The sequence below is a fragment of the Micromonospora sp. L31 genome (assembly GCF_052068075.1).
In the GTDB taxonomy this organism is placed as follows: domain Bacteria; phylum Actinomycetota; class Actinomycetes; order Mycobacteriales; family Micromonosporaceae; genus Micromonospora; species Micromonospora purpureochromogenes.
The window spans coordinates 437,046-456,759 of the sequence record NZ_JBQHDC010000006.1 but is presented as its reverse complement, the minus strand read 5'-3'; the positions used below and the strand labels follow the sequence as shown (position 1 = coordinate 456,759).

Here is a 19,714-nt window from a genome sequence, read left to right as displayed (position 1 = left end):
TGGATCTTGGCAAACCCGACCGACGGCGGCGTGTTCCGCGCCGAAACTCCCGGTGTGTCGCGCCTCCCGGCGGCTCGTGACAGCCGTTCGGCCGGTGCTCAGCTGCGCCCGGCACCACCGTCGGCGAAGACCAGCCGCAGCAGCCGGTCGTCCTCCGGCGCCGGCTCGCCCCGCCCGTCGTGGTTGGACGTGGAGACCCAGAGCGAGCCGTCCGGGGCGGCGGCCACCGCGCGCAGCCGACCGTACCGGCCGGTCAGCAGCTGGCGGGGCTGCCCGAGCACGGTGCCGGTGTCGGTCAGCTCGAGCAGCCACAGCCGCTCGCCGCGCAGGCAGGCGGTGACCAGCAGCCGGCCCGTCGCGGCCAGCCCCGAGCAGGACGCCTCCGCGGTGCGCCACTGCACGATCGGGTCGGCGTACCGCTTGTCGCCGGCCTGCCCCTCGACGGTGGGCCAGCCGTGGTTGGCGCCCTTGTCGATCCGGTTGACCTCGTCCCAGGTGTTCTGGCCGAACTCGGTGGCGTACATCCGCTTGCCGGCGTCCCAGGCCATGCCCTGCACGTTGCGGTGCCCCAGCGACCACACCGGTGAGCCGGGGAACGGGTTGCCGGGCGCCGGCCTGCCGTCTGCGGTGATCCGCAGGATCTTGCCGCCGAGGCTCTTCCGGTCCTGCGCGAAGTCCCGGTTGCCGGCGTCACCGGTGCTCACGTAGAGCTGCCCGTCCGGGCCGAAGGCCAGCCCGCCGCCGTCGTGGTTGCCCGCTTTCGGGATGCCGGTGAGGATCGGCGTCGGCGTGCCGCCGAGCTTCAGCCGGGCGACCCGGTTGTCCCGCTCAGTGGTGTAGTAGACGAAGACGGTCTGGTCCTTGGCGTACGCCGGGGAGACCGCGATGCCGAGCAGCCCCGCCTCGCCGCCGGCCGCCACGTCCGGCACGGTCTGCACCGGCGCGACCCGCAACCCCTCCGTCCCGGACTCCGGGCCGACCTTGAGGATTCGCCCGCTGTCCCGCTCGGTGACCAGCGCGCCGCCGTCCGGCAGGAACGCGATGCCCCACGGCACCCGCAGCCCCTTGGCCAGGACGGTGGCGACCACCTCCTGACCGGCGCCGCCGGCGCTCGCCGACGCGGACGGGGTGGGCAGGTTGGGGGGCTCGCCGGCCGGGTCCGGCTCCGGCGGGCCGAAGCTGCACCCGGAGGTGGCCAGCAGCAGCGCCGCGCAGGACGCCACCAGCGCCGCGCGACGGCGGCCGGTGCGGGGGTACGGGGGACGGGCGCTCACCCGGCCCAGCCTAGCCCGCGAATCCGGACTCCCCGGCCCACCGGCGGCGGTTGAGGGCTTCGCGACCCGCTCAGCGGGCCCGGACGGCGAGCAGCGCGACGTCGTCCTCGCGTCGGTCTGAGGAGGAGAGCAGCAGGTCGCACAGCTCGGCGAGGGGGAGCGGACCGGTGTCGGAGAGTCGGCTCAACAGCTCGGCCAGCCCCTCGTCGATGGAGCGGTCCCGGCGCTCGATCAGGCCGTCGGTGTAGAGCAGCAGGGTGTCCCCCGCCGCCAGGGTGGTCTCCTGGCTGCTGCGGGGGATCGGCCGGGCGAAGCCGAGCAGCGGCTCCCGCCGGCCGCCGAGGACCCGGACCACGCCCTCGGCGTCGACCAGCAGCGGCGGTGGATGCCCGGCGTTGCACCAGCTCACCGTCAGGCCCCCGGCCTCGAGGGGACGCAGCCGGGCCAGAGTGGCCGTGGCGGCGGCCGGGATGCGCAGTCCGGAGATGGCGCGGTCCAGCCGGGTCATCAGCTCGTCCACCGGGTCGGTCCGGCCGAAGGCGTTGCCCCGGACCAGGTTGCGCAGCTGGCCCATGGTCGCGGCGGCCTCGATGTCGTGGCCGGCGACGTCACCGATCGCCACGACCAGGTCGCCGTCGGGCTGGACGAAGGCGTCGTACCAGTCCCCGCCCACCTCGACCCGGTCCGCCACCGGCTGGTAGCGGGCGGCCAGCTCGACCCGGGGGCTCTCCGGCAGGACCGGCAGCATGCTGTGCTGGAGCACCTCGGCCACGTGCCGCTGCTCGTCGTACATCCAGCTGTTGCCGAGCGCCTGGCCGGCCCGGCGGCCGATCTCCAGGGCGATGTGCAGGTCGCTGTCGTCGAAGGGCCGCCGCCCCGGGGAGTTTATCAGCGTCACGCAGCCGACCACCGCACCGCGCCCGGGCGCCGGCACCGGCACCGACAGGTGCGACGCGAAGCCGAGCCGCTCGGCGAGCGACACCATCTCCGGGTCGGTGGTGGCCCGCCGGACGTCCTCCAGGGTGGCCGCGCTGCCCAGCACGGGCTGGCCGGTGCGCAGCACCGTACGGGTGATCGACTGCGAGCCGAGAGCGGTCGTCATCAGCTCGGCGAAGCGGTCGACCTGGGCGGCCCGGCCGGGATCCCGGTGCAGGGCGGTGACCCGGCGCGGCGCGCCGGCCCGGTCGACCAGCGTCACCAGTGCCCAGTCGGCCAGCAGCGGCACCACCGCCGCGGTCAGCCGGTCCACCGCGGTGGCCACGTCGAGGGTGCCCGTCAGGGTCTCGCTCAGCGCGGAGAGCAGCTTGAGCCGCTCGTGCGCCTCCTCGGCCCGCCGCCGGGCCTCCTCCGCGCCGTCGAGCGCGATCCGCAGCCGCAGCTCCGACGAGCACGCGGCGGCGAGGTCGGCCAGGGTACGCAGCTGGTCGGCGGTCCAGGCGCGGGGCTTGCTGTCGATGGCGCAGAGCGAGCCGAGCACCCGGCCGTCCAGGTCGGTCAGCGGCATCCCCGCGTACGCGACCACGCCCAGCTCCGCGATGGCCAGGTTGTTCCACACCCGGGGGTAGAGCCGGGCGTCGGGCAGCACCATCGGGATCTCGATGTCCACCACGTGCTGGCAGAACGAGTGGCTCAGCGGGGTCTGCCGACGGGCGGCCCACGGCTCCGGCAGGCCGACCGCGCCCGGGAAGAACTGCCGTTCGCCGGTGACCAGCGACACCAGCGCGACCGGCACCTCCAGCAGGTCGCTCACCAGCCGGGCGAAGCGGTCGAACGCCTCGTCGGGTTCGGCGTCCAGGCCCGTCTCGGCGAGCGCGCGCAGCCGCGCCGGGTCCGTCAGCGCGGGAATGTCCACGGCGGGCAGCGGACCGCGACGGTGCGGGGAGCGCTCGGTCATCGGCCACCTGTCTGCGGACGTGCGGGGCACCGGGTTGCGCTCCGACCCTCGGTTATACCCGGCAGGCGGCGGTGACGCCCACGGGCGGTGACGACCGCCGCCCGCCCCCGATGAGCCGGTGCGCCGGACCGGGTCGGGTCGCGGTCGCTATCGTCGGCGGACGTGAAGGTATGGATTCCGCACGAGGCCGGGGTCGGGTTGCTCGGCGAGGCGCCCGCGGGCGTCACCGTCCAGGCGTGGACGGACCCAGGACGCCCGCCGTCGGACCCGGCCGGGGTCCGGTTCTGGGTGCCGCCGTTCCTGGCCGCCGGGGACACCGCCGGGATGCTGGCGCGGCTGCCGGACCTGGCGGTCATCCAACTCCTCTCCGCCGGGGCGGACGCCTGGGTCGGCCAGGTGCCGAACGGGGTGACCCTCTGTGACGCGCGGGGCGTGCACGACGCCGGCACCGCCGAGTGGGTGCTCACCGCGATCCTGGCCCAGCTGCGCGGGTTCCCCGCGATGGCCCGGGCCCAGGCCCGTCGGGAGTGGGCGTACGACGAGGTCGCGCCGACCGACGAGCTGACCGGCAAGCGGGTGCTGATCGTCGGCGCCGGCTCGATCGGCGCGGCGGTGCACGCCCGGCTGGCCCCGTTCGACGTCACCGTCACGCTGGTCGCCCGCACCGCCCGCCCGGCCGAGGGCGTGCACGGGGTGGACGAGCTGCCCCGGCTGCTGCCGGAGGCGGAGGTGGTGGTGCTGCTGGTGCCGCTGACCGAGCAGACCAGGGGCATGGTGGACGCCGCCTTCCTCGCCGCGATGCCCGACGGCGCGTTGCTGGTGAACGCGGCCCGGGGTCCGGTGGCCCGGACGGAGGCGCTGGTGGCGGAGCTGTCCAGCGGCCGGCTGCGGGCCGCGCTGGACGTCACCGATCCCGAGCCGCTGCCTGCCGACCATCCGCTGTGGGAGCTGCCCAACGTGCTGCTCACCCCGCACGTCGCCGGCTCGGTACGCGGCCTGCTGCCGCGGGCGTACCGGCTGGTGGGTGCGCAGCTGCGGCAGTTCGCCGCGGGGGAGCCGCTGGTCAACACGGTGACCGACGGCTACTGAGCGGGCTCAGCGCTCGCCGGGCAGGTGCTGGCCGGTGGCGGAGACCAGCCGGGGCAGGTCGGTGCCGCGCACCGCGGGCAGCATGATCTCCTGCCCGTCGTCGAGGCGGGCGACGGCGCGGCCGCGGTTGTCGGCGGTCAGCTCGACGACCCGGTCCCACGCGATCCGGCGGCTGCCGGCCACGGCCCGCAGCCGCAGCTCCCGCCGGTCGGCGTCGGTGCCCGCCCGCCACGCCCAGACCGCGACGGCCAGCGGGATCAGCAGCACCGGCAGCAGGTACCACTCGGCGGTGGCCAGCGGCAGGGCGCCGATGAAGGCGACGATCGCCGCGACCAGGATGGCCTGGTTGTACCGGAAGCGGATGGTGTCGGCGCTACTCACCCTCCGATGATCCCACCCCGGCACCGCCCCGCTCCGCCCGGGCGGTGGACGGTGACCGGCACTATCCGGCAGTGACATGAGTCACTGAACAGGGCCGTAACCGACGCTCCGATCCGTCGTTGGCGGGGTGGTGGGTGTCGGATATCTGTCCTGTGCCCCGTCCCGCCCGCATCGCCGCACCGCCCCGTGTCCCCCTCACGAAGGCGACCGTCGTGCCTCACTCGTACCTGGTCCACCGCCCCGCGCCCGCGGTGGCCGCCCTGCTGGCGGCGGCCGCACTGCTGGCCGCCGCCGCCCTGGCCGGCGTGCTGCCGCCGCTGGCCGCCACGACGCTGGCCGGCGCGGCCGGCTGCGCCCTGGCCGGTGTCCGACTCTCCCGGGAGGCCGCCGTCGGTGGCGGCCGGGACCGGCGGGCGCCGCGTCGCCGGCGGGCCGCCGCGCTGCTCGACGCCGCCGTGCTGGTGGTCGGCCTGACCGTCGCCGTCCTGCCGCTGGCCGCCGGGGAGCAGCGCGCGAACGTCGCGGCCCAGGGGCTGGCCGCCGCGACCCTGCTGTACGTCGGCGGCCTGCTCCTGCTCCCCGGCCAGTCCCGGCTGGCGCCCCGGGTCCGGCTGGGCCGGACCGTCGACGTGCTCGGGCTCGGCACCGCCCTGTTGTTCGCCGGTTGGGTGCTGTTGCCGCCGGGTGACGTCCCTCCGCTGGCCCGCGCCGTCACGGTGCTCGGTGCGGGCGGGCTCGCCGCGCTGCTGGTGAGCGCGCTGGCCGAGCGGCGCCGTCGGCCCGGCGCGGCGCTCTGTCGGGCCGGCGCGGCGACCGCCCTGCTCGGCCTCGCCGATCTGGTGGTGCTGCTGGCCTACCGGGCGCCGGCCGTGGCGACGCTGACCGCGGTCGCGCCGCTGCTGGCGGGTGCCCTGTTCACCGCCGCCGGGATGGCGCGGGTGTCGGCCGGGGATCCGGCCCTGGGCACCGGTCCGCCGCCGGCCTGGCCCCGGGTGACCGCGCCGGCCGCGGTGGCCACCCTCGCCGCCGGGTACCACCTCTGGGCGGTCGGCAGCTTCACGCCGACCGCCGTCCTGCTCGGACTCGCGGTGATCCCGCCGCTGGTCGGCCGGGAGCTGATCACCGCCGCCGACAACCGGCACTGGGCCAGCCGGCTGGCCGCCCGGGAGGCGCACTTCCGGGCGTTGGTCTCCGGTGGCCGCGACCTGATCCTGCAGCTCGACGACGAGCTGCGGGTGCGCTGGCTCTCCGCGGCCGGCGCCCGTTGGTTCGGTCTGCGCGACGACGAGGTGCGCGGCCGGCGGCTGGTCGAGCTGCTGCACCCCGACGACGCGCCGGGCGCGCTCGCCCGGCTCGCCGCGCCCCGGGGTGGCCAGGAGCCGCTGCTGCTGGTGGCCCGGATGGCCACCGGCGACGGGGGCTGGCGGGAGACCGAGTCGACCGTGAGCGACCTGCGCGGGGTGCCCGAGGTCGACGCGGTGGTGCTGCACGTGCGCGACATCGGCGAGCGGCGCCGGTTGGAACGCGAACTGCACCGGCTGGCCGCCACGGACCAGCTCACCGGCCTGGCCAACCGGCGTGAGCTGATGCGGGCGCTCGGCGCGCGGGGCGACGGCTCGGGCGCGCTGCTGTTGCTGGAGGTGCACGGCCTCGGCGCGGTGACCGACGGAGCGGGGCCGTCGGCGGCGGACGGCCTGCTGCTCACGGCCGCCCGCCGGCTGCGCGACGTGGTCGGCCCGCACGACCTGGTCGCCCGGGTGGCCGGCGAGGAGTTCGCCGTGCTCACCGACGCCGGTCCGGTGCCGGCGTACGCGCTGGGTGGCCGCCTGGTCGCCGCGCTCGGCGAGCCGTGCCCGACGCCCGGGTCGATGGTGCGGCTGCGGGTGAGCGTGGGCCTGGCCGAGCTGGCCGGCATCGGGCCGGAGGACGCGCTGCGCCAGGCGGATCTGGCCCGGCGGCGCGCCGTCCAGCTCGGCCGCAACCGGGTCGAGTGGTACGACGCCTACCTGGAGGAGCAGCTGGTCCGCCGGCTGGACCTGGAGCGGGAGCTGCCCGGCGCGGCCACCCGGGGTGAGCTGGACCTGGTCTACCAGCCGGTGCTGGGGCTGGCCGACCGGCAGCCGGTCGGCACCGAGGCGTTGCTGCGCTGGCGCAGCCCGGTGCTGGGCACCGTGCTCCCGGCCGAGTTGCTGCCGGTGGCCGAGGACCTCGACCTTGTCGGCGAGCTGGGGCGCTGGGTGCTGGACCGCGCCTGCCGGCAGCTCGCCAGCTGGTCGACGGGGGGCCGGGAGCTCTGGATGGCGGTCAACGTGACCCCCCGGGAGTTGCTGGCCCCGGACTTCCTGCCCGGGGTGGCCGCCACGCTGGCCGGGCACGGGGTGCCGGCGCACCGGCTGGTGGTCGAGGTGGCGGAACCCCGGATCGGCCGGGACCTGCCCACCGTGGTGGCCCGGCTGGCCGGCCTGCGGTCGCTGGGAGTGCGCACCGCGCTGGACGACTTCCGCGCCGAGCACGCCTCCCTGGCCCAGCTGCGCCGGCTTCCGATCGACCTGCTCAAGGTCCGGCCGCAGCTGGTGGGGTCGACGCACGACCCGCAGCGACCGCTGATCGACGTGGTGGTCAGCCTCGGCGAACGGCTCGGCCTGTCGGTGGTGGTGGAGGAGCTGGAGTCCGACGCCGACGTCGACCGGGCGCAGCGGGCCGGCTGCCCGTACGGGCAGGGGTTCGCGTTGGCCCGGCCGGCCACGGCGGAGCGGGTGGAGGCGTACTTCGAGGAGTTCCCGTCCGCCTCCCGCTGACCGCCCTGTTCAGCAAATGCTGAACCGGTTCATCTGATCCGCGGCGGTGCGGTGCTGCCGCGCGGGGTCAGGTGGGCGGTCTCGTCCTGCAGGCCGCTCGCCGGCTCGCCGGCGATGACCGCCAGCAGCTGCCGCGCGGCGTGCGCGCCGTACGCCGGGATGTCCCGGCCGAGCGCGGTCAGCGGCGGGTGCACCAGCTGGCAGAGCGGCGAGTCGTCCCAGGCCACGATCGAGAGGTCGCCGGGGACGGCCAACCCCATCTCCTGCGCCACCGAGAGCCCGGCGATCGCCATGACGTCGTTGTCGTAGATCACCGCGGTGGGGCGATTGGCGGAGCTGAGCAGGCGGCGGGTGGCGCGGGCGCCCTCCTCGCCGGTGTAGTCGGACCAGACGGTGACGGCGTCGGCCAGCCCGAGTCGCTGGCACACCTCGGCGAAGGCGTCGGTACGGATCTCGGTGTGCAGCAGCGAGGGCAGGCCGCCCACCCGGGCGATCCGCCGGTGCCCGAGGGCGACCAGGTATTCGACCGTCTCCACCAGCGCCGCCGCGTCGTCCGACCAGACGCTGGCCAGGCTGCCGGTGTGGCCGGGTCCGCCGATCACCACGGCCGGCAGTTGCAGCTCCTCCAGGGCCGGCACCCGCCGGTCGTCGGTGCGCAGGTCGCAGACGAAGACCCCGTCGACGCGCCGCTCCGCCCACCAGCGGCGGTAGACCGCGATCTCCGCCTCCTGGTCGGCCACCACCTGGAGGGTGAGCGCGTACGACCGGGCGGAGAGTTCCGCCTCGACGCCGCTGATCAGCTCCATGAAGAACGGCTCGATGCCCAGTATCCGGGCGGGCCGGCACAGGGCCAGGCCGACGGCGTTGGCGGTGGCGCCGGAGAGCGCGCGGGCGGCGCTGCTCGGGCTGAACCCGATCTCGGTGGCGATGGCCAGGATCCGTTGACGGGTGGCCTCCGAGACGCCCGGCTGCCCGTTGAGCGCGTACGACACCGCGCCCTTGGACACCCCGGCACGTCGCGCGACGTCGGCGATGGTCGGCCGCTTCACCGGCGTGCTCCTCAATCCTCGCGGCCCCCCGGGCCGGTCCCACGGCACCGGGATCACCGGCGGCCCTCACGCTACCCCGACCCGGTCGGGCGAACGCCCCGCCGGATCGGCGGAAGCGGACCTGCTGCACGATCACTTGCACGGTTAAGCGTACGGCCCGTACGGTGGACTCACTTATCCGGTTCAGTCAACGTCCCTCGATATCGGGAGCGTTCCCCGCTTGGCGCGCGGAATCATGGAAGGCGCGGTGAAGTCGTGACCCGGCAGACGTTGCACGAGGGCTGGACGCTGCGGGCCGTACCGGGGTCGCAGGTGCCGGACGGGATCGCCGGCCGGGCGGTGCCCGCCACCGTGCCCGGCTGCGTGCACACCGACCTGCTGGCCGCCGGGCTGATCCCCGACCCGTTCGTCGACGACAACGAGACGACGCTGGCCTGGATCGGGCGGACCGACTGGGTCTACGAGACCACCTTCGACCGGCGGCCCGGCGACCACGAGCGGGTCGACCTGGTCTGCGCCGGCCTCGACACGGTCGCCACGATCACCCTCAACGGGGTCGAGGTCGGCCGCACCGAGAACATGCACCGCGGCCACCGGTTCGACGTCGGCGCGCTGCTGCGCCCGGGAGCGAACACCCTGACCGTCCGGTTCGACTCGGCGTACCGCTACGCGCAGCGGCACCGGGACGCCCTCGGCGACCGGCCGAACGCCTACCCGGAGCCGTTCCAGTTCATCCGCAAGATGGCCTGCAACTTCGGCTGGGACTGGGGACCGACCCTGGTCACCGCCGGCATCTGGCAGGAGATCGGCCTGCACGCCTGGTCCACCGCCCGGCTCGCCACCGTCCGGCCGCTGGTCACCGTCGCCGGCGGGGTGGGACGGGTCGAACTGCACGTCGAGGTGGAGCGGCTCGCGGTAACCCCGTTGACCGTCCGGGCCGCCGTCGCCGGCGCGGCCGTCGAGGCCGTCGTCCCGGCGGGGGAGCGCACGGCGGTGGCGACCCTCACCGTCCGCGACCCCGGGCTGTGGTGGCCCCGGGGGTACGGCGAGCAGGCGCTGCACCGGCTCGACGTCACGCTCTGCGCGCCGGACGGCCGGACCCTGGACACCTGGTCCCGCCGGATCGGCTTCCGGTCGGTACGCCTCGACACCACCCCGGACGCCCACGGCACCCCCTTCGCCCTGCACGTCAACGACACCCCGGTCTTCGTCCGCGGGATCAACTGGATCCCCGACGACCCGTTCCCCAGCCGGATCACCCGGGACCGGCTGGCCCACCGGCTCGACCAGGCCGCCGGAGCCGGGGTGAACCTGCTGCGGGTCTGGGGTGGCGGCCGGTACGAGTCGGAGGACTTCTACGACCTCGCCGACGAGCTGGGGATCCTCGTCCAGCAGGACTTCCTCTTCGCCTGCGCGGCGTACCCGGAGGAGGAGCCGTTCGGCACCGAGGTGGCCGCCGAGGCCACCGAACAGGTCACCCGGTTGGCCACCCACCCGTCGCTGGTGCTCTGGACGGGCAACAACGAGAACATCTGGGGCTGGTACGACTGGGACTGGCAGGAGCCGCTGGCCGGGCGTACCTGGGGGCGGGGCTACTACCTCGACCTGCTGCCCCGGATCGTCGGCGAGCTGGATCCGACCCGGCCGTACTGGCCGGGCAGCCCGTGGTCGGGCAGCGAGGAGATCCACCCCAACGACCCGGCGCACGGCACCATGCACATCTGGGACGTCTGGAACACCGACGACTACACGAAGTACCGCGAGTACGTGCCCCGCTTCGTCGCCGAGTTCGGCTACCAGGCACCCCCGGCGTACGCGACGCTGCGCCGGGCGCTGACCGACGAGCCCCTCGCGCCCGACTCGCCAGGCATGGCGCACCACCAGAAGGCCACCGACGGCGACGCCAAGCTCCAGCGCGGACTCGACGCCCACCTGCCCGAGCCGGCCGACTTCGACGACTGGCACTTCCTCACCCAGCTCAACCAGGCGCGGGCCATCCAGCTCGGGGTGGAGCACTTCCGTTCGCACCGGGACGTCTGCGCCGGCACCATCGTCTGGCAGCTCAACGACTGCTGGCCGGTGACCTCGTGGTCGGCGATCGACGGCGACGGCCGCCGCAAGCCGCTCTGGTACGCGCTGCGCCGGGCGTACGCGGACCGGCTGCTCACCGTCCAGCCCCGCGACGGCGGGCTGGCCCTGGTGGCGGTCAACGAGACCGGCGAGCCGTGGCGGGCCCCCGCGACGGTCACCCGGCTGACCCTGGCCGGTGAGCCGAGGGCGAAGACGGCGTACCCGCTGGACGTCCCGGCGTACTCGGCGGTGGTGCTGGCGCTCCCCGCCGACCTGGCCGGGCCGGAGGAGGCCCGCCGGGAGCTGCTGGTCGCCGAGGCCGGCGACACGGCCGAGCGGGCCCTCTGGTTCTTCGCCGAGGATCGGGAGGTCGACTGGCCGGCGGCCCGCTTCGACGCGACGGTCGCGCCGGGCGACGACGGCCAGCGGGTCCGGGTGACCGCCCGGACGGTGCTGCGCGACCTGACCCTCTTCCCGGACCGGCTGGACCCGTCCGCCGACGTCGACCGGGCGCTGGTCACCCTGCTGCCGGGGGAGTCGGCGACCTTCACCGTGCGGGCCGACACGGCGCTCGACCCGGGGGCGCTGACCGCCCGCCCGGTGCTGCGCTGCGTCAACGACATCGACGCCGCGACGCGGGCGGTCCCGGCCGCCGCCACGGAAGGAGCCGCGGAGTAAGGCGCGACGGGCGGCGGCTGGTCGGCATCCTGCGACCCGCCGCCGCCACGGTCACCGAACGCGGCGAAGTCGGTCGTCCCGGGTTGCCGGCCCGCGCTGGCCGGCGGCGGTCGGGGTGCCCCGCGCGGCGCGCCGCACGGGCGCTACCCGGCGTGGTCCGCGCGGACCCGCACCCGGTGGTGAGCGATATACCGCTGAGTCATATTTATGCCTCTGAGGTATATCGCCCACCAGGCATACGCCCTCCCGCCACGACACGCCTGCTGGCGTTCACCCGATCGCGGGCGTGGCGCGACCCCGGTCACCCGAAAGGGGTCACCGCCGCGCCGGGGCGCCGCTCACTCCGGCACCCGCCGGTACGCGCCGTCGCTGGCCGACGTCGCCATCGAGGCGTACGCGCGCAGCGCCGCCGACACCGGCCGCTGCCGGTCGACCGGGGTGTACGGCCGCTCCCGCTTCTCTTCGGCCACCCGGCGCGCCTGGAGCACGTCGTCGGGCACGTTGAGCTCGATGGACCGGCCGGGGATGTCGATGACGATCTCGTCGCCCTCGGCGACCAGCGCGATCAGGCCGCCCGAGGCCGCCTCGGGGGAGACGTGCCCGATGGAGAGCCCGGAGGTGCCGCCGGAGAAGCGGCCGTCGGTGAGCAGCGCGCAGGCCCGGCCCAGCCCCCTGCCCTTGAGGAACGAGGTGGGGTAGAGCATCTCCTGCATGCCGGGGCCGCCCTTCGGGCCCTCGTAGCGGATCACCACGACGTCCCCGGCGACGACCTGCTTGGCCAGGATCGCCGAGACCGCGTCGTCCTGCGACTCGTAGACCTTCGCCGGGCCGCGGAAGGTCAGGCACTCCTCGGGCACTCCGGCGGTCTTCACCACGCAGCCCTCCGGGGCGAGGTTGCCGTACAGGATGGCCAGCCCACCGTCGGCCGAGTACGCGTGCTCCCGGTCCCGGATGCAGCCGCCGGCCGCGTCGGTGTCCAGCGACGACCAGCGGTTGCTGGTGGAGAACGGCTCGGTGGTGCGCACCCCGCCCGGGGCGGCGTGGAACAGCTCGACCGCCTCCGGCGTCGGCGAGCCGCCCCGCACGTCCCAGTCGGCCAGCCAGCGCTCCAGCGAGGGGGAGTGCACGGCGTGCACGTCCCGGTGGAGCAGGCCGGCCCGGTTCAGCTCGCCGAGGATGGCGGGGATGCCGCCGGCCCGGTGCACGTCCTCCATGTGGTACTGCGGCGAGTTCGGCGCGACCTTGGCCAGGCAGGGCACCCGGCGGGAGATCGCGTCGATGTCGGCCACCTGGAAGTCCAGCTCGGCCTCGCGGGCGGCGGCGAGCAGGTGCAGGATCGTGTTCGTCGACCCGCCCATCGCCACGTCCAGGGCGACCGCGTTCTCGAACGCGGCCCGGCCGGCGACGACGCGGGGCAGCACCGAGGCGTCGTCCTGGTCGTACCAGCGCTTGGCGATCTCCACGACGGTGCGGCCGGCCTCGACGAAGAGCGACCGGCGCGCGGCGTGGGTCGCCAGTGTCGAGCCGTTGCCCGGCAGCGCCAGGCCGATCGCCTCGGTGAGGCAGTTCATCGAGTTGGCGGTGAACATGCCGGAGCAGGAGCCGCAGGTCGGGCAGGCGGAGCGCTCGATCTCGCCGAGCTGGTCGTCGGTGACCGCCTCGTTGGACGAGGCGATCATGGCGTCGATCAGGTCGATCTTGGAGTGCACGATCCCCTCGATCGCCACCGTCTTGCCGGCCTCCATCGGCCCGCCGGAGACGAAGACGGTCGGGATGTTCAGCCGCAGCGCGGCCAGCAGCATCCCCGGGGTGATCTTGTCGCAGTTGGAGATGCAGACCAGGGCGTCCGCGCAGTGGGCGTTGACCATGTACTCGACCGCGTCGGCGATCAGCTCCCGGCTGGGCAGCGAGTAGAGCATGCCGCCGTGGCCCATGGCGATGCCGTCGTCGACAGCGATCGTGTTGAACTCGCGACCCACCCCGCCGGCCTCGGCCACCGCGTCGGCGACCAGGCCGCCGAGGTCCTTCAGGTGTACGTGACCCGGGACGAACTGGGTGAAGCTGTTGGCGATGGCGACGATCGGCTTGCCGAAGTCGTCGTCGGTCATCCCGGTGGCCCGCCAGAGGGCCCGGGCGCCGGCCATCGTCCGACCGTGGGTGGAGGTCCTCGACCGCAGCTCAGGCATGCATACCAGTCTTGCACCGTCCCGGCGGTAGGCCCCGGCGGTCCGAGCGTGTCCCAACAGATGCACACCCGGTGCCCCGCGCGGGGCGCGGATCCGGCACAGTTGAGGACGTGCGTTTCCCCCCGGGCATGGTCGCCGTCGCGCTCCCCAGCGCCCTGGTCGCCGTGACCGCCACCCTGCTGCTCGTCGGGTCGGTCCGGCGTCGCAGCGGCCCGGACCGCCGGCCGTACGCGCTGCTGGCCGCCGCCGGCGGGTTCGCCCTGGTCGGCCTGCTGGTCGGGGTGGGCCTGGTGCTCGGTGATCCGCACCACCCGCCGCATCCGGCCCGACTCACCGGCTGGCCCGTCCTGATCTCCGCCGCGGTGACGCTGAGCGGCCTGGCCGCCGCCGCCGGACTGCTCCGCCTGCCGGGGGCGGTGGTGTCCCGGCCGGCGACCGCCCGGCTGCTGCTGGACGCGCTGATCGTCGCGACGGCCCTCTGGTTCGTCGGCTGGGTGCTCTTCTCCACGCCGACCCGGCTGCTCGGGTCGGCCACCCCGGTGGCCTGCCCGGCGATCCTGCTGGCCACGGTCAACGCCGCGCTGACCGTCGGGGTGACCCTGACCGTGCTGCTGCGCGCCGCTCCGCCCCGGGGCCGGTTCGGGCTGCTCGGCGCCGGCATCACCGGCGTCGCCGCCGGCGGGCTGGGCGTGGCCGGCGGGGTCTGCCAGGGCGGCCCGGGGATGACCCTGACCAGCGCCGCGCTGCTCGCCATGGGCCTGCTGGCGGTCGCGCTGGCGGTGCACCGGGTCGAGGCGCCGGGGCAGGTCGACGTCGACCTGATCCGCCGGGACGGCGCGTACGCCTTCGTCCCGATGTTCGCGATGGCGGCCTCGGCGATGTACCACCTGGCCCAGGGCGGGCGCTTCGACGCGCTCGGCATCGTCGCCGGCAGCGTCGAGGGGTTCGCGCTGGTGGCCCGGCAGTACCTCACCCTCAACGACATGCGCGGGTACGCCGGCCGGCTGGCCGAGCGCGAGAAGCACTTCCGCGAGCTGGCCCACACCGACCCGCTGACCGGGCTGGCCAACCGGCGGGGCCTGCTGCGGGAGCTGCAACGCTGCGCCGACGAGGGCGTCGGGTGCGTGCTGCTCGGGCTCGACCTGGACGGCTTCAAGAACGTCAACGACATGCGCGGCCACGACGTGGGCGACATGGTGCTGGCCGAGGTGGGCCGGCGGCTGAGGGGCAACCTGCGCCCCGGCGACCTGGCCGCCCGGCTCGGCGGCGACGAGTTCGCCGTGCTGATGCGCGGCCGGCTGGCCGACGCCGACGTGGTCGCCGAGCGGCTGCTCGGGGTGCTCGGCCGGGCGTACGAGCAGCCGAACGGGCCGGTCTTCCTCTCGGTGAGCATCGGGGTGGCCGGGCAGTGTGGCGAGCCCGACTCGGTGGCCCTGCTGCGCCACGCCGACCTGGCCCTGCGGTACGCCAAGCAGCGCGGGAAGAACCGCATCGAGCGCTACGACGGCACGCACGACCAGCTTCTGCTGCGGCGGACCCGGCTGGAGCACGAGATGCGCGGCGCGATCGAGCGCGACGAGCTGCGGCTGGTCTTCCAGCCGGTCGCCTCGCTGCCCTCGGTCCGCCCGGTCGGCGCCGAGGCCCTGCTGCGCTGGCACCACCCGGAGCTGGGCAACGTCCGCCCCGACGAGTTCATCCCGCTCGCCGAGGAGTGCGGGGTGATCGCCAAGCTGGGCGCCTGGGTGCTGCACCAGGCCTGCTGGCAGCTCTCCCGCTGGCTGGCCGACGGCCACGACGTCTGGGTCTCGGTCAACGTCTCCCCGCGGGAGCTGCACGCCCCGGAGTACGTCGTCCAGGTGGCCGAGGCGCTGCGCGCCCACCACGTGCCGCCGCAGCGGCTGGTGCTGGAAGTCACTGAGCACGCCGTCGCCACCGACCTCGACGAGCTGATCCGGCGGCTGACCGCGCTGCGGCGCACCGGGGTGCGGATCGCGCTGGACGACTTCGGCGCGGGCTACTCGTCCCTCGGCCAGCTGCGCCGGCTGCCGATCGACATCCTCAAGATCGACCACAGCCTGGTCGCCGAGCACGAGCCGGTCCGCCCGGTGGACACCGACGGGCCGGCCTTCGCCCCGATGGTCGACATCGTCATGCGCCTCGGGCACCAGCTCGGGCTGGAGGTGATCGCCGAGGGCGTCACCACGCCGACGGAGCTGGCCGCGGTGGTCGCCGCCGGCTGCCGGTTCGGCCAGGGCGCGCTCTTCGGCTGGGGCGTGCCGGCCGAGCACCTGGAGGCGATGCTGGACGCCGCCACCTCGCCCGGCGCCCGCCCGGGGCCGTTGCCGGCCACACCGCTCGTCGCTCGCCGGCCGGTGCCGGCGCCGCGCGTCGGTGGGACGGGATCCGCGCAGGTCGGACCGGTCGCCAAGCCCGCGACGGGAGACGGTGTCCCCCGTTCGTGAACCAACATGTGGGATCAGTTGACTCATCGCGTGAGATGCGTCAGGCTGGTCCACATGTCGTCGATCCCGTCGCAGCGAGTACTTACCTGAGCGCACTCTCCGTCACCGAGAGTGCGCTGGCCCCGTGCATCTGCACGAGGGCCGTTTTTATTGCCGTCGGACTCCACCGGGCGGGCCCCGCCCGCGTCGCACGTGTCGAAAGAGCCTCCACCCTCCAGCCGAAGGCCTGAACCGCCATGACGAGACCCACGCCAGAGACACTCGCCCACTCCGCCCGGCGGGCGCGGACGGCCACCGAGCCGGCCGGCGACGCCGACCACACCCCCGCGCCGCGCGGGGCCGCCGCGGCCACCCCGGCCGTACGGCAGCCCGCCCCGGCCCAGGTCTCCGGGGCCAGCTCGCTCGTGCGGTCCCTCGAGGCGCTCGGCGTCGACGTCGTCTTCGGCATCCCCGGCGGCGCGATCCTGCCCGCGTACGACCCGCTCTACGACTCGACCGTGCGGCACATCCTGGTCCGCCACGAGCAGGGCGCCGGACACGCCGCCACCGGGTACGCGCAGGCCACCGGCCGGGTCGGCGTCTGCATCGCCACCTCCGGCCCGGGCGCGACCAACCTGGTCACCCCGATCGCCGACGCGTACATGGACTCGGTGCCGATGGTCGCGATCACCGGTCAGGTCGCGCGGCCCTCGATTGGCACGGACGCCTTCCAGGAGGCGGACATCCAGGGCATCACGCTGCCGATCACCAAGCACAACTTCCTGGTCCAGACCCCGGAGGAGATCCCGCAGGTGCTGGCCGAGGCCTTCCACCTGGCCTCCACCGGGCGGCCCGGGCCGGTGCTGGTCGACATCCCCAAGGACGTCCTCCAGGCGCCGACCACCTTCGCCTGGCCGCCCACCCTGGACCTGCCCGGCTACCGGCCGACCCTGCACCCGCACGGCAAGCAGATCCGCGAGGCGGCCCGGCTGATGGCCATGGCCCGCCGCCCGGTGCTCTACGTCGGCGGCGGCGTGCTCAAGGCCGGCGCCACCGAGGGCCTGCGCAAGCTCGCCGAGCTGACCGGCATCCCGGTGGTCACCACGCTGATGGCGCTGGGCGCGTTCCCCGACTCGCACCGCCAGCACCTGGGCATGCCCGGCATGCACGGCACCGTCGCCGCGGTGTACGGCCTGCAGAAGTCCGACCTGATCGTGGCGCTGGGCGCCCGGTTCGACGACCGGGTCACCGGCCAGCTGGACTCGTTCGCCCCGGACGCCACGGTGGTGCACGCCGACATCGACCCGGCCGAGATCGGCAAGAACCGGCACGCGGACGTGCCGATCGTCGGTGACGCCAAGCACGTCATCGACGAGCTGATCGCCGCGGTCACCGCCGAGCGCAAGGCCGGCCACCGGTCCGACCTGGCCGACTGGTGGACCCAGCTGGACGACCTGCGCCAGCGTTACCCGCTGGGGTACGAGGAGCCGGCCGACGGCACCCTCTCCCCGCAGTACGTGATCAAGCGGCTCGGCGAGATCGCCGGCCCGGACGCGGTCTACGTGGCCGGCGTGGGCCAGCACCAGATGTGGGCCAGCCAGTTCATCTCGTACGAGAAGCCGGGCACCTGGCTCAACTCCGGCGGCCTCGGCACCATGGGGTACGCCGTGCCGGCGGCGATGGGCGCCAAGGTCGGCCGGCCGGACACGGTGGTCTGGGCGGTGGACGGCGACGGCTGCTTCCAGATGACCAACCAGGAGCTGGCCACCTGCGCGCTGGAGGGCATCCCGATCAAGGTCGCCGTGATCAACAACGGCAACCTCGGCATGGTCCGGCAGTGGCAGACCCTCTTCTACGGTGAGCGGTACTCCAACACCGAGCTGGGCACCCACAAGCACCGCATCCCCGACTTCGTCAAGCTGGCCGAGGCGCTCGGCTGCGTCGGCCTGCGCTGCGAGACCCCCGAGGACGTCGACAAGACGATCGAGGCGGCGATGGCGATCACCGACGCGCCCGTCGTGATCGACTTCGTGGTCGGCAAGGACGCGATGGTCTGGCCGATGGTGGCCGCCGGCACCAGCAACGACGAGATCATGTTCGCCCGTGGCGTCCGCCCGGCCTTCGACGAGGACGAGATCTGATGACTCTGCACACCCTTTCGGTCCTGGTGGAGAACAAGCCGGGTGTCCTGGCCCGGGTCTCCGGCCTGTTCTCCCGGCGCGGGTTCAACATCGACAGCCTCGCCGTGGGCGAGACCGAGAACCCGGACGTCTCCCGGATCACCATCGTGGTCAACGCCGAGTCGTCCCCGTTGGAGCAGGTGACCAAGCAGCTCAACAAGCTGGTCAACGTACTGAAGATCGTGGAGCTGGACCCGCAGGTCTCGGTGGCCCGGGAGCTGTTGCTGGTCAAGGTCCGCGCGGACCGCAACGCCCGGGCGCAGGTGCTGGAGACGGTCAACCTGTTCCGGGCCCGGGTGGTCGACGTCGCGCCGGACACGCTGACCATCGAGGCCACCGGCACCCCCGACAAGCTGGACGCGCTGCTGCGCGACCTCGAACCGTTCGGCATCAAGGAGATGGTCCAGTCCGGCACGGTGGCGATCGGGCGCGGCTCGCGCTCCATCACCGCCGGGCCCGCGCTGCGCGCCGCCTGATCTGACCTCGCCGGCGCTCCGCGCCGCCCGAACCACCGCACAAGTCCACGACGGGCCGCTCGGACCGCCGTACGAAAGGGAAGTCAATGAGCGTTGAGGTGTACTACGACGACGACGCCGACCTGGGCCTGATCCAGGGCCGCAAGGTCGCGGTGATCGGGTACGGCAGCCAGGGCCACGCCCACGCGCTGTCGCTGCGCGACTCCGGCGTCGACGTGGTGATCGGCCTGCCGGCGGGCTCGAAGAGCCGGCCGAAGGCCGAGGAGCAGGGCCTGCGGGTGCTCACGCCGGCCGAGGCGGCCGCCGAGGCCGACGTCATCATGATCCTGGCGCCGGACACCGCGCAGCGCGGTCTGTACGCCGAGGCGATCGCCCCCAACCTCGCCCCCGGCAAGGCGCTCTTCTTCGGCCACGGCTTCAACATCCGGTACGACCTGATCAAGCCGCCGGCCGACGTGGACGTGGCGATGGTCGCCCCGAAGGGCCCCGGTCACCTGGTCCGCCGCCAGTACGTCGACGGCAAGGGCGTGCCCTGCCTGGTCGCCGTCGAGCAGGACGCCAGCGGCACCGCGTTCCAGCTCGCCCTGTCGTACGCCAAGGGCATCGGCGGCACCCGGGCCGGCGCGATCCGGACCACCTTCACCGAGGAGACCGAGACCGACCTCTTCGGCGAGCAGGCGGTGCTCTGCGGCGGCGCGGCGGCGCTGGTGCAGACCGGTTTCGAGGTGCTCACCGAGGCCGGCTACGCCCCCGAGGTGGCGTACTTCGAGTGCCTGCACGAGCTGAAGCTGATCGTCGATCTGATGTACGAGGGCGGCATCGCCCGGATGCGCTACAGCGTCTCCGACACCGCCGAGTACGGCGACCTCTCCCGTGGCCCCCGGGTCATCGACTCCCGGGTCAAGGACGAGATGCGCAAGATCCTCGGTGAGATCCAGTCCGGCGAGTTCGCCCGCGAGTGGGTGGCCGAGGACGAGGCCGGCCGGCCGAACTTCGCCAAGTGGCGGGCCGAGGGCGCGGCCCACCCGATCGAGGAGACCGGCCAGAAGCTGCGCGCCATGATGAGCTGGGTCGACCGGCCCATCACCGAGACCGCCTGACGCGCGGCCCCGCCCCGGCGGGGCCACCGCGACGCGGCCCGCGACCCGACGCTCTCCCCGGCGCCGGGTCGCGGGCCGCGTTGGTTCGCGACCGTCGG

General features: G+C 74.5%; 12 protein-coding genes. 7 read left to right on the top strand and 5 right to left on the bottom strand.

The genetic code is table 11. The features are described from left to right. Window positions 1–98: 98 nt before the first annotated feature. Window positions 99–1,274 carry a PQQ-dependent sugar dehydrogenase gene (locus ACTMS9_RS19535; protein WP_441165631.1) on the bottom strand — a complete coding sequence of 392 codons (1,176 nt, stop codon included), beginning with the start codon at window positions 1,272–1,274 and terminating at the stop codon, window positions 99–101. Window positions 1,275–1,344: 70 nt separating this feature from the next. Beyond that, window positions 1,345–3,168, bottom strand: a complete 1,824-nt coding sequence (locus ACTMS9_RS19530) for a SpoIIE family protein phosphatase (protein ID WP_441165630.1) — start codon at window positions 3,166–3,168, stop codon at window positions 1,345–1,347. 162 nt (window positions 3,169–3,330) lie between these two features. On the opposite strand from ACTMS9_RS19530, the gene ACTMS9_RS19525 reads away from it, so the two are divergent. Beyond that, complete coding sequence (locus ACTMS9_RS19525) at window positions 3,331–4,257, top strand: 2-hydroxyacid dehydrogenase (RefSeq protein ID WP_441144658.1); 927 nt, start codon at window positions 3,331–3,333, stop codon at window positions 4,255–4,257. 6 nt (window positions 4,258–4,263) lie between these two features. Here ACTMS9_RS19525 and ACTMS9_RS19520 read toward each other — a convergent pair whose 3' ends face one another. Beyond that, window positions 4,264–4,638: a PH domain-containing protein gene (locus ACTMS9_RS19520; protein ID WP_357997768.1), complete on the bottom strand. Its 375-nt coding sequence runs from the start codon at window positions 4,636–4,638 to the stop codon at window positions 4,264–4,266. 212 nt (window positions 4,639–4,850) lie between these two features. Between ACTMS9_RS19520 and ACTMS9_RS19515 the strand changes: the two genes are divergently transcribed. After that, the gene (locus ACTMS9_RS19515) at window positions 4,851–7,436 is read left to right on the top strand and encodes a putative bifunctional diguanylate cyclase/phosphodiesterase (RefSeq protein ID WP_441165629.1); all 2,586 of its coding nucleotides are present in this window, start codon (window positions 4,851–4,853) and stop codon (window positions 7,434–7,436) included. A 29-nt stretch (window positions 7,437–7,465) separates the two neighbouring features. Here the strand turns inward: ACTMS9_RS19515 and ACTMS9_RS19510 are convergent, their stop codons facing one another. Then, the gene (locus ACTMS9_RS19510; RefSeq protein ID WP_441165628.1) at window positions 7,466–8,485 is read right to left on the bottom strand and encodes a LacI family DNA-binding transcriptional regulator; all 1,020 of its coding nucleotides are present in this window, start codon (window positions 8,483–8,485) and stop codon (window positions 7,466–7,468) included. Between the two features lie 255 nt (window positions 8,486–8,740). On the opposite strand from ACTMS9_RS19510, the gene ACTMS9_RS19505 reads away from it, so the two are divergent. After that, the gene (locus tag ACTMS9_RS19505) at window positions 8,741–11,233 is read left to right on the top strand and encodes a glycoside hydrolase family 2 protein (RefSeq protein WP_441165627.1); all 2,493 of its coding nucleotides are present in this window, start codon (window positions 8,741–8,743) and stop codon (window positions 11,231–11,233) included. Between the two features lie 338 nt (window positions 11,234–11,571). Here ACTMS9_RS19505 and ilvD read toward each other — a convergent pair whose 3' ends face one another. Then, window positions 11,572–13,419, bottom strand: a complete 1,848-nt coding sequence (gene ilvD, locus ACTMS9_RS19500; RefSeq protein WP_441165626.1) for a dihydroxy-acid dehydratase — start codon at window positions 13,417–13,419, stop codon at window positions 11,572–11,574. 110 nt (window positions 13,420–13,529) lie between these two features. On the opposite strand from ilvD, the gene ACTMS9_RS19495 reads away from it, so the two are divergent. The 4 genes from ACTMS9_RS19495 to ilvC all read left to right on the top strand — a co-directional run bounded on the left by ACTMS9_RS19495 (window position 13,530) and on the right by ilvC (window position 19,616). Continuing rightward, the gene (locus tag ACTMS9_RS19495; protein ID WP_441165625.1) at window positions 13,530–15,881 is read left to right on the top strand and encodes a putative bifunctional diguanylate cyclase/phosphodiesterase; all 2,352 of its coding nucleotides are present in this window, start codon (window positions 13,530–13,532) and stop codon (window positions 15,879–15,881) included. 236 nt (window positions 15,882–16,117) lie between these two features. Continuing rightward, window positions 16,118–18,001, top strand: coding sequence for an acetolactate synthase large subunit (locus ACTMS9_RS19490; RefSeq protein WP_441165624.1), 1,884 nt, complete (start codon window positions 16,118–16,120; stop codon window positions 17,999–18,001). Next, the gene (gene ilvN, locus ACTMS9_RS19485; protein ID WP_088963577.1) at window positions 18,001–18,516 is read left to right on the top strand and encodes an acetolactate synthase small subunit; all 516 of its coding nucleotides are present in this window, start codon (window positions 18,001–18,003) and stop codon (window positions 18,514–18,516) included. The genes ACTMS9_RS19490 and ilvN overlap by 1 nt, the downstream gene beginning before the upstream one ends. 86 nt (window positions 18,517–18,602) lie before the next feature. Next, window positions 18,603–19,616 (top strand): ketol-acid reductoisomerase, encoded by a 1,014-nt coding sequence (gene ilvC, locus ACTMS9_RS19480; protein WP_088963576.1) that lies wholly within the window; start codon window positions 18,603–18,605, stop codon window positions 19,614–19,616. Window positions 19,617–19,714 lie beyond the last annotated feature (98 nt).

Excerpts from the sequence above, each read along its gene's own strand:
- ACTMS9_RS19530 (WP_441165630.1), bottom strand. The coding sequence starts at position 3,168 with ATGACCGAGCGCTCCCCGCACCGTCGCGGTCCGCTGCCCGCCGTGGAC.
- ilvD (WP_441165626.1), bottom strand. The coding sequence starts at position 13,419 with ATGCCTGAGCTGCGGTCGAGGACCTCCACCCACGGTCGGACGATGGCC.
- ACTMS9_RS19490 (WP_441165624.1), top strand. The coding sequence starts at position 16,118 with ATGACGAGACCCACGCCAGAGACACTCGCCCACTCCGCCCGGCGGGCG.
- ilvN (WP_088963577.1), top strand. The coding sequence starts at position 18,001 with ATGACTCTGCACACCCTTTCGGTCCTGGTGGAGAACAAGCCGGGTGTC.
- ilvC (WP_088963576.1), top strand. The coding sequence starts at position 18,603 with ATGAGCGTTGAGGTGTACTACGACGACGACGCCGACCTGGGCCTGATC.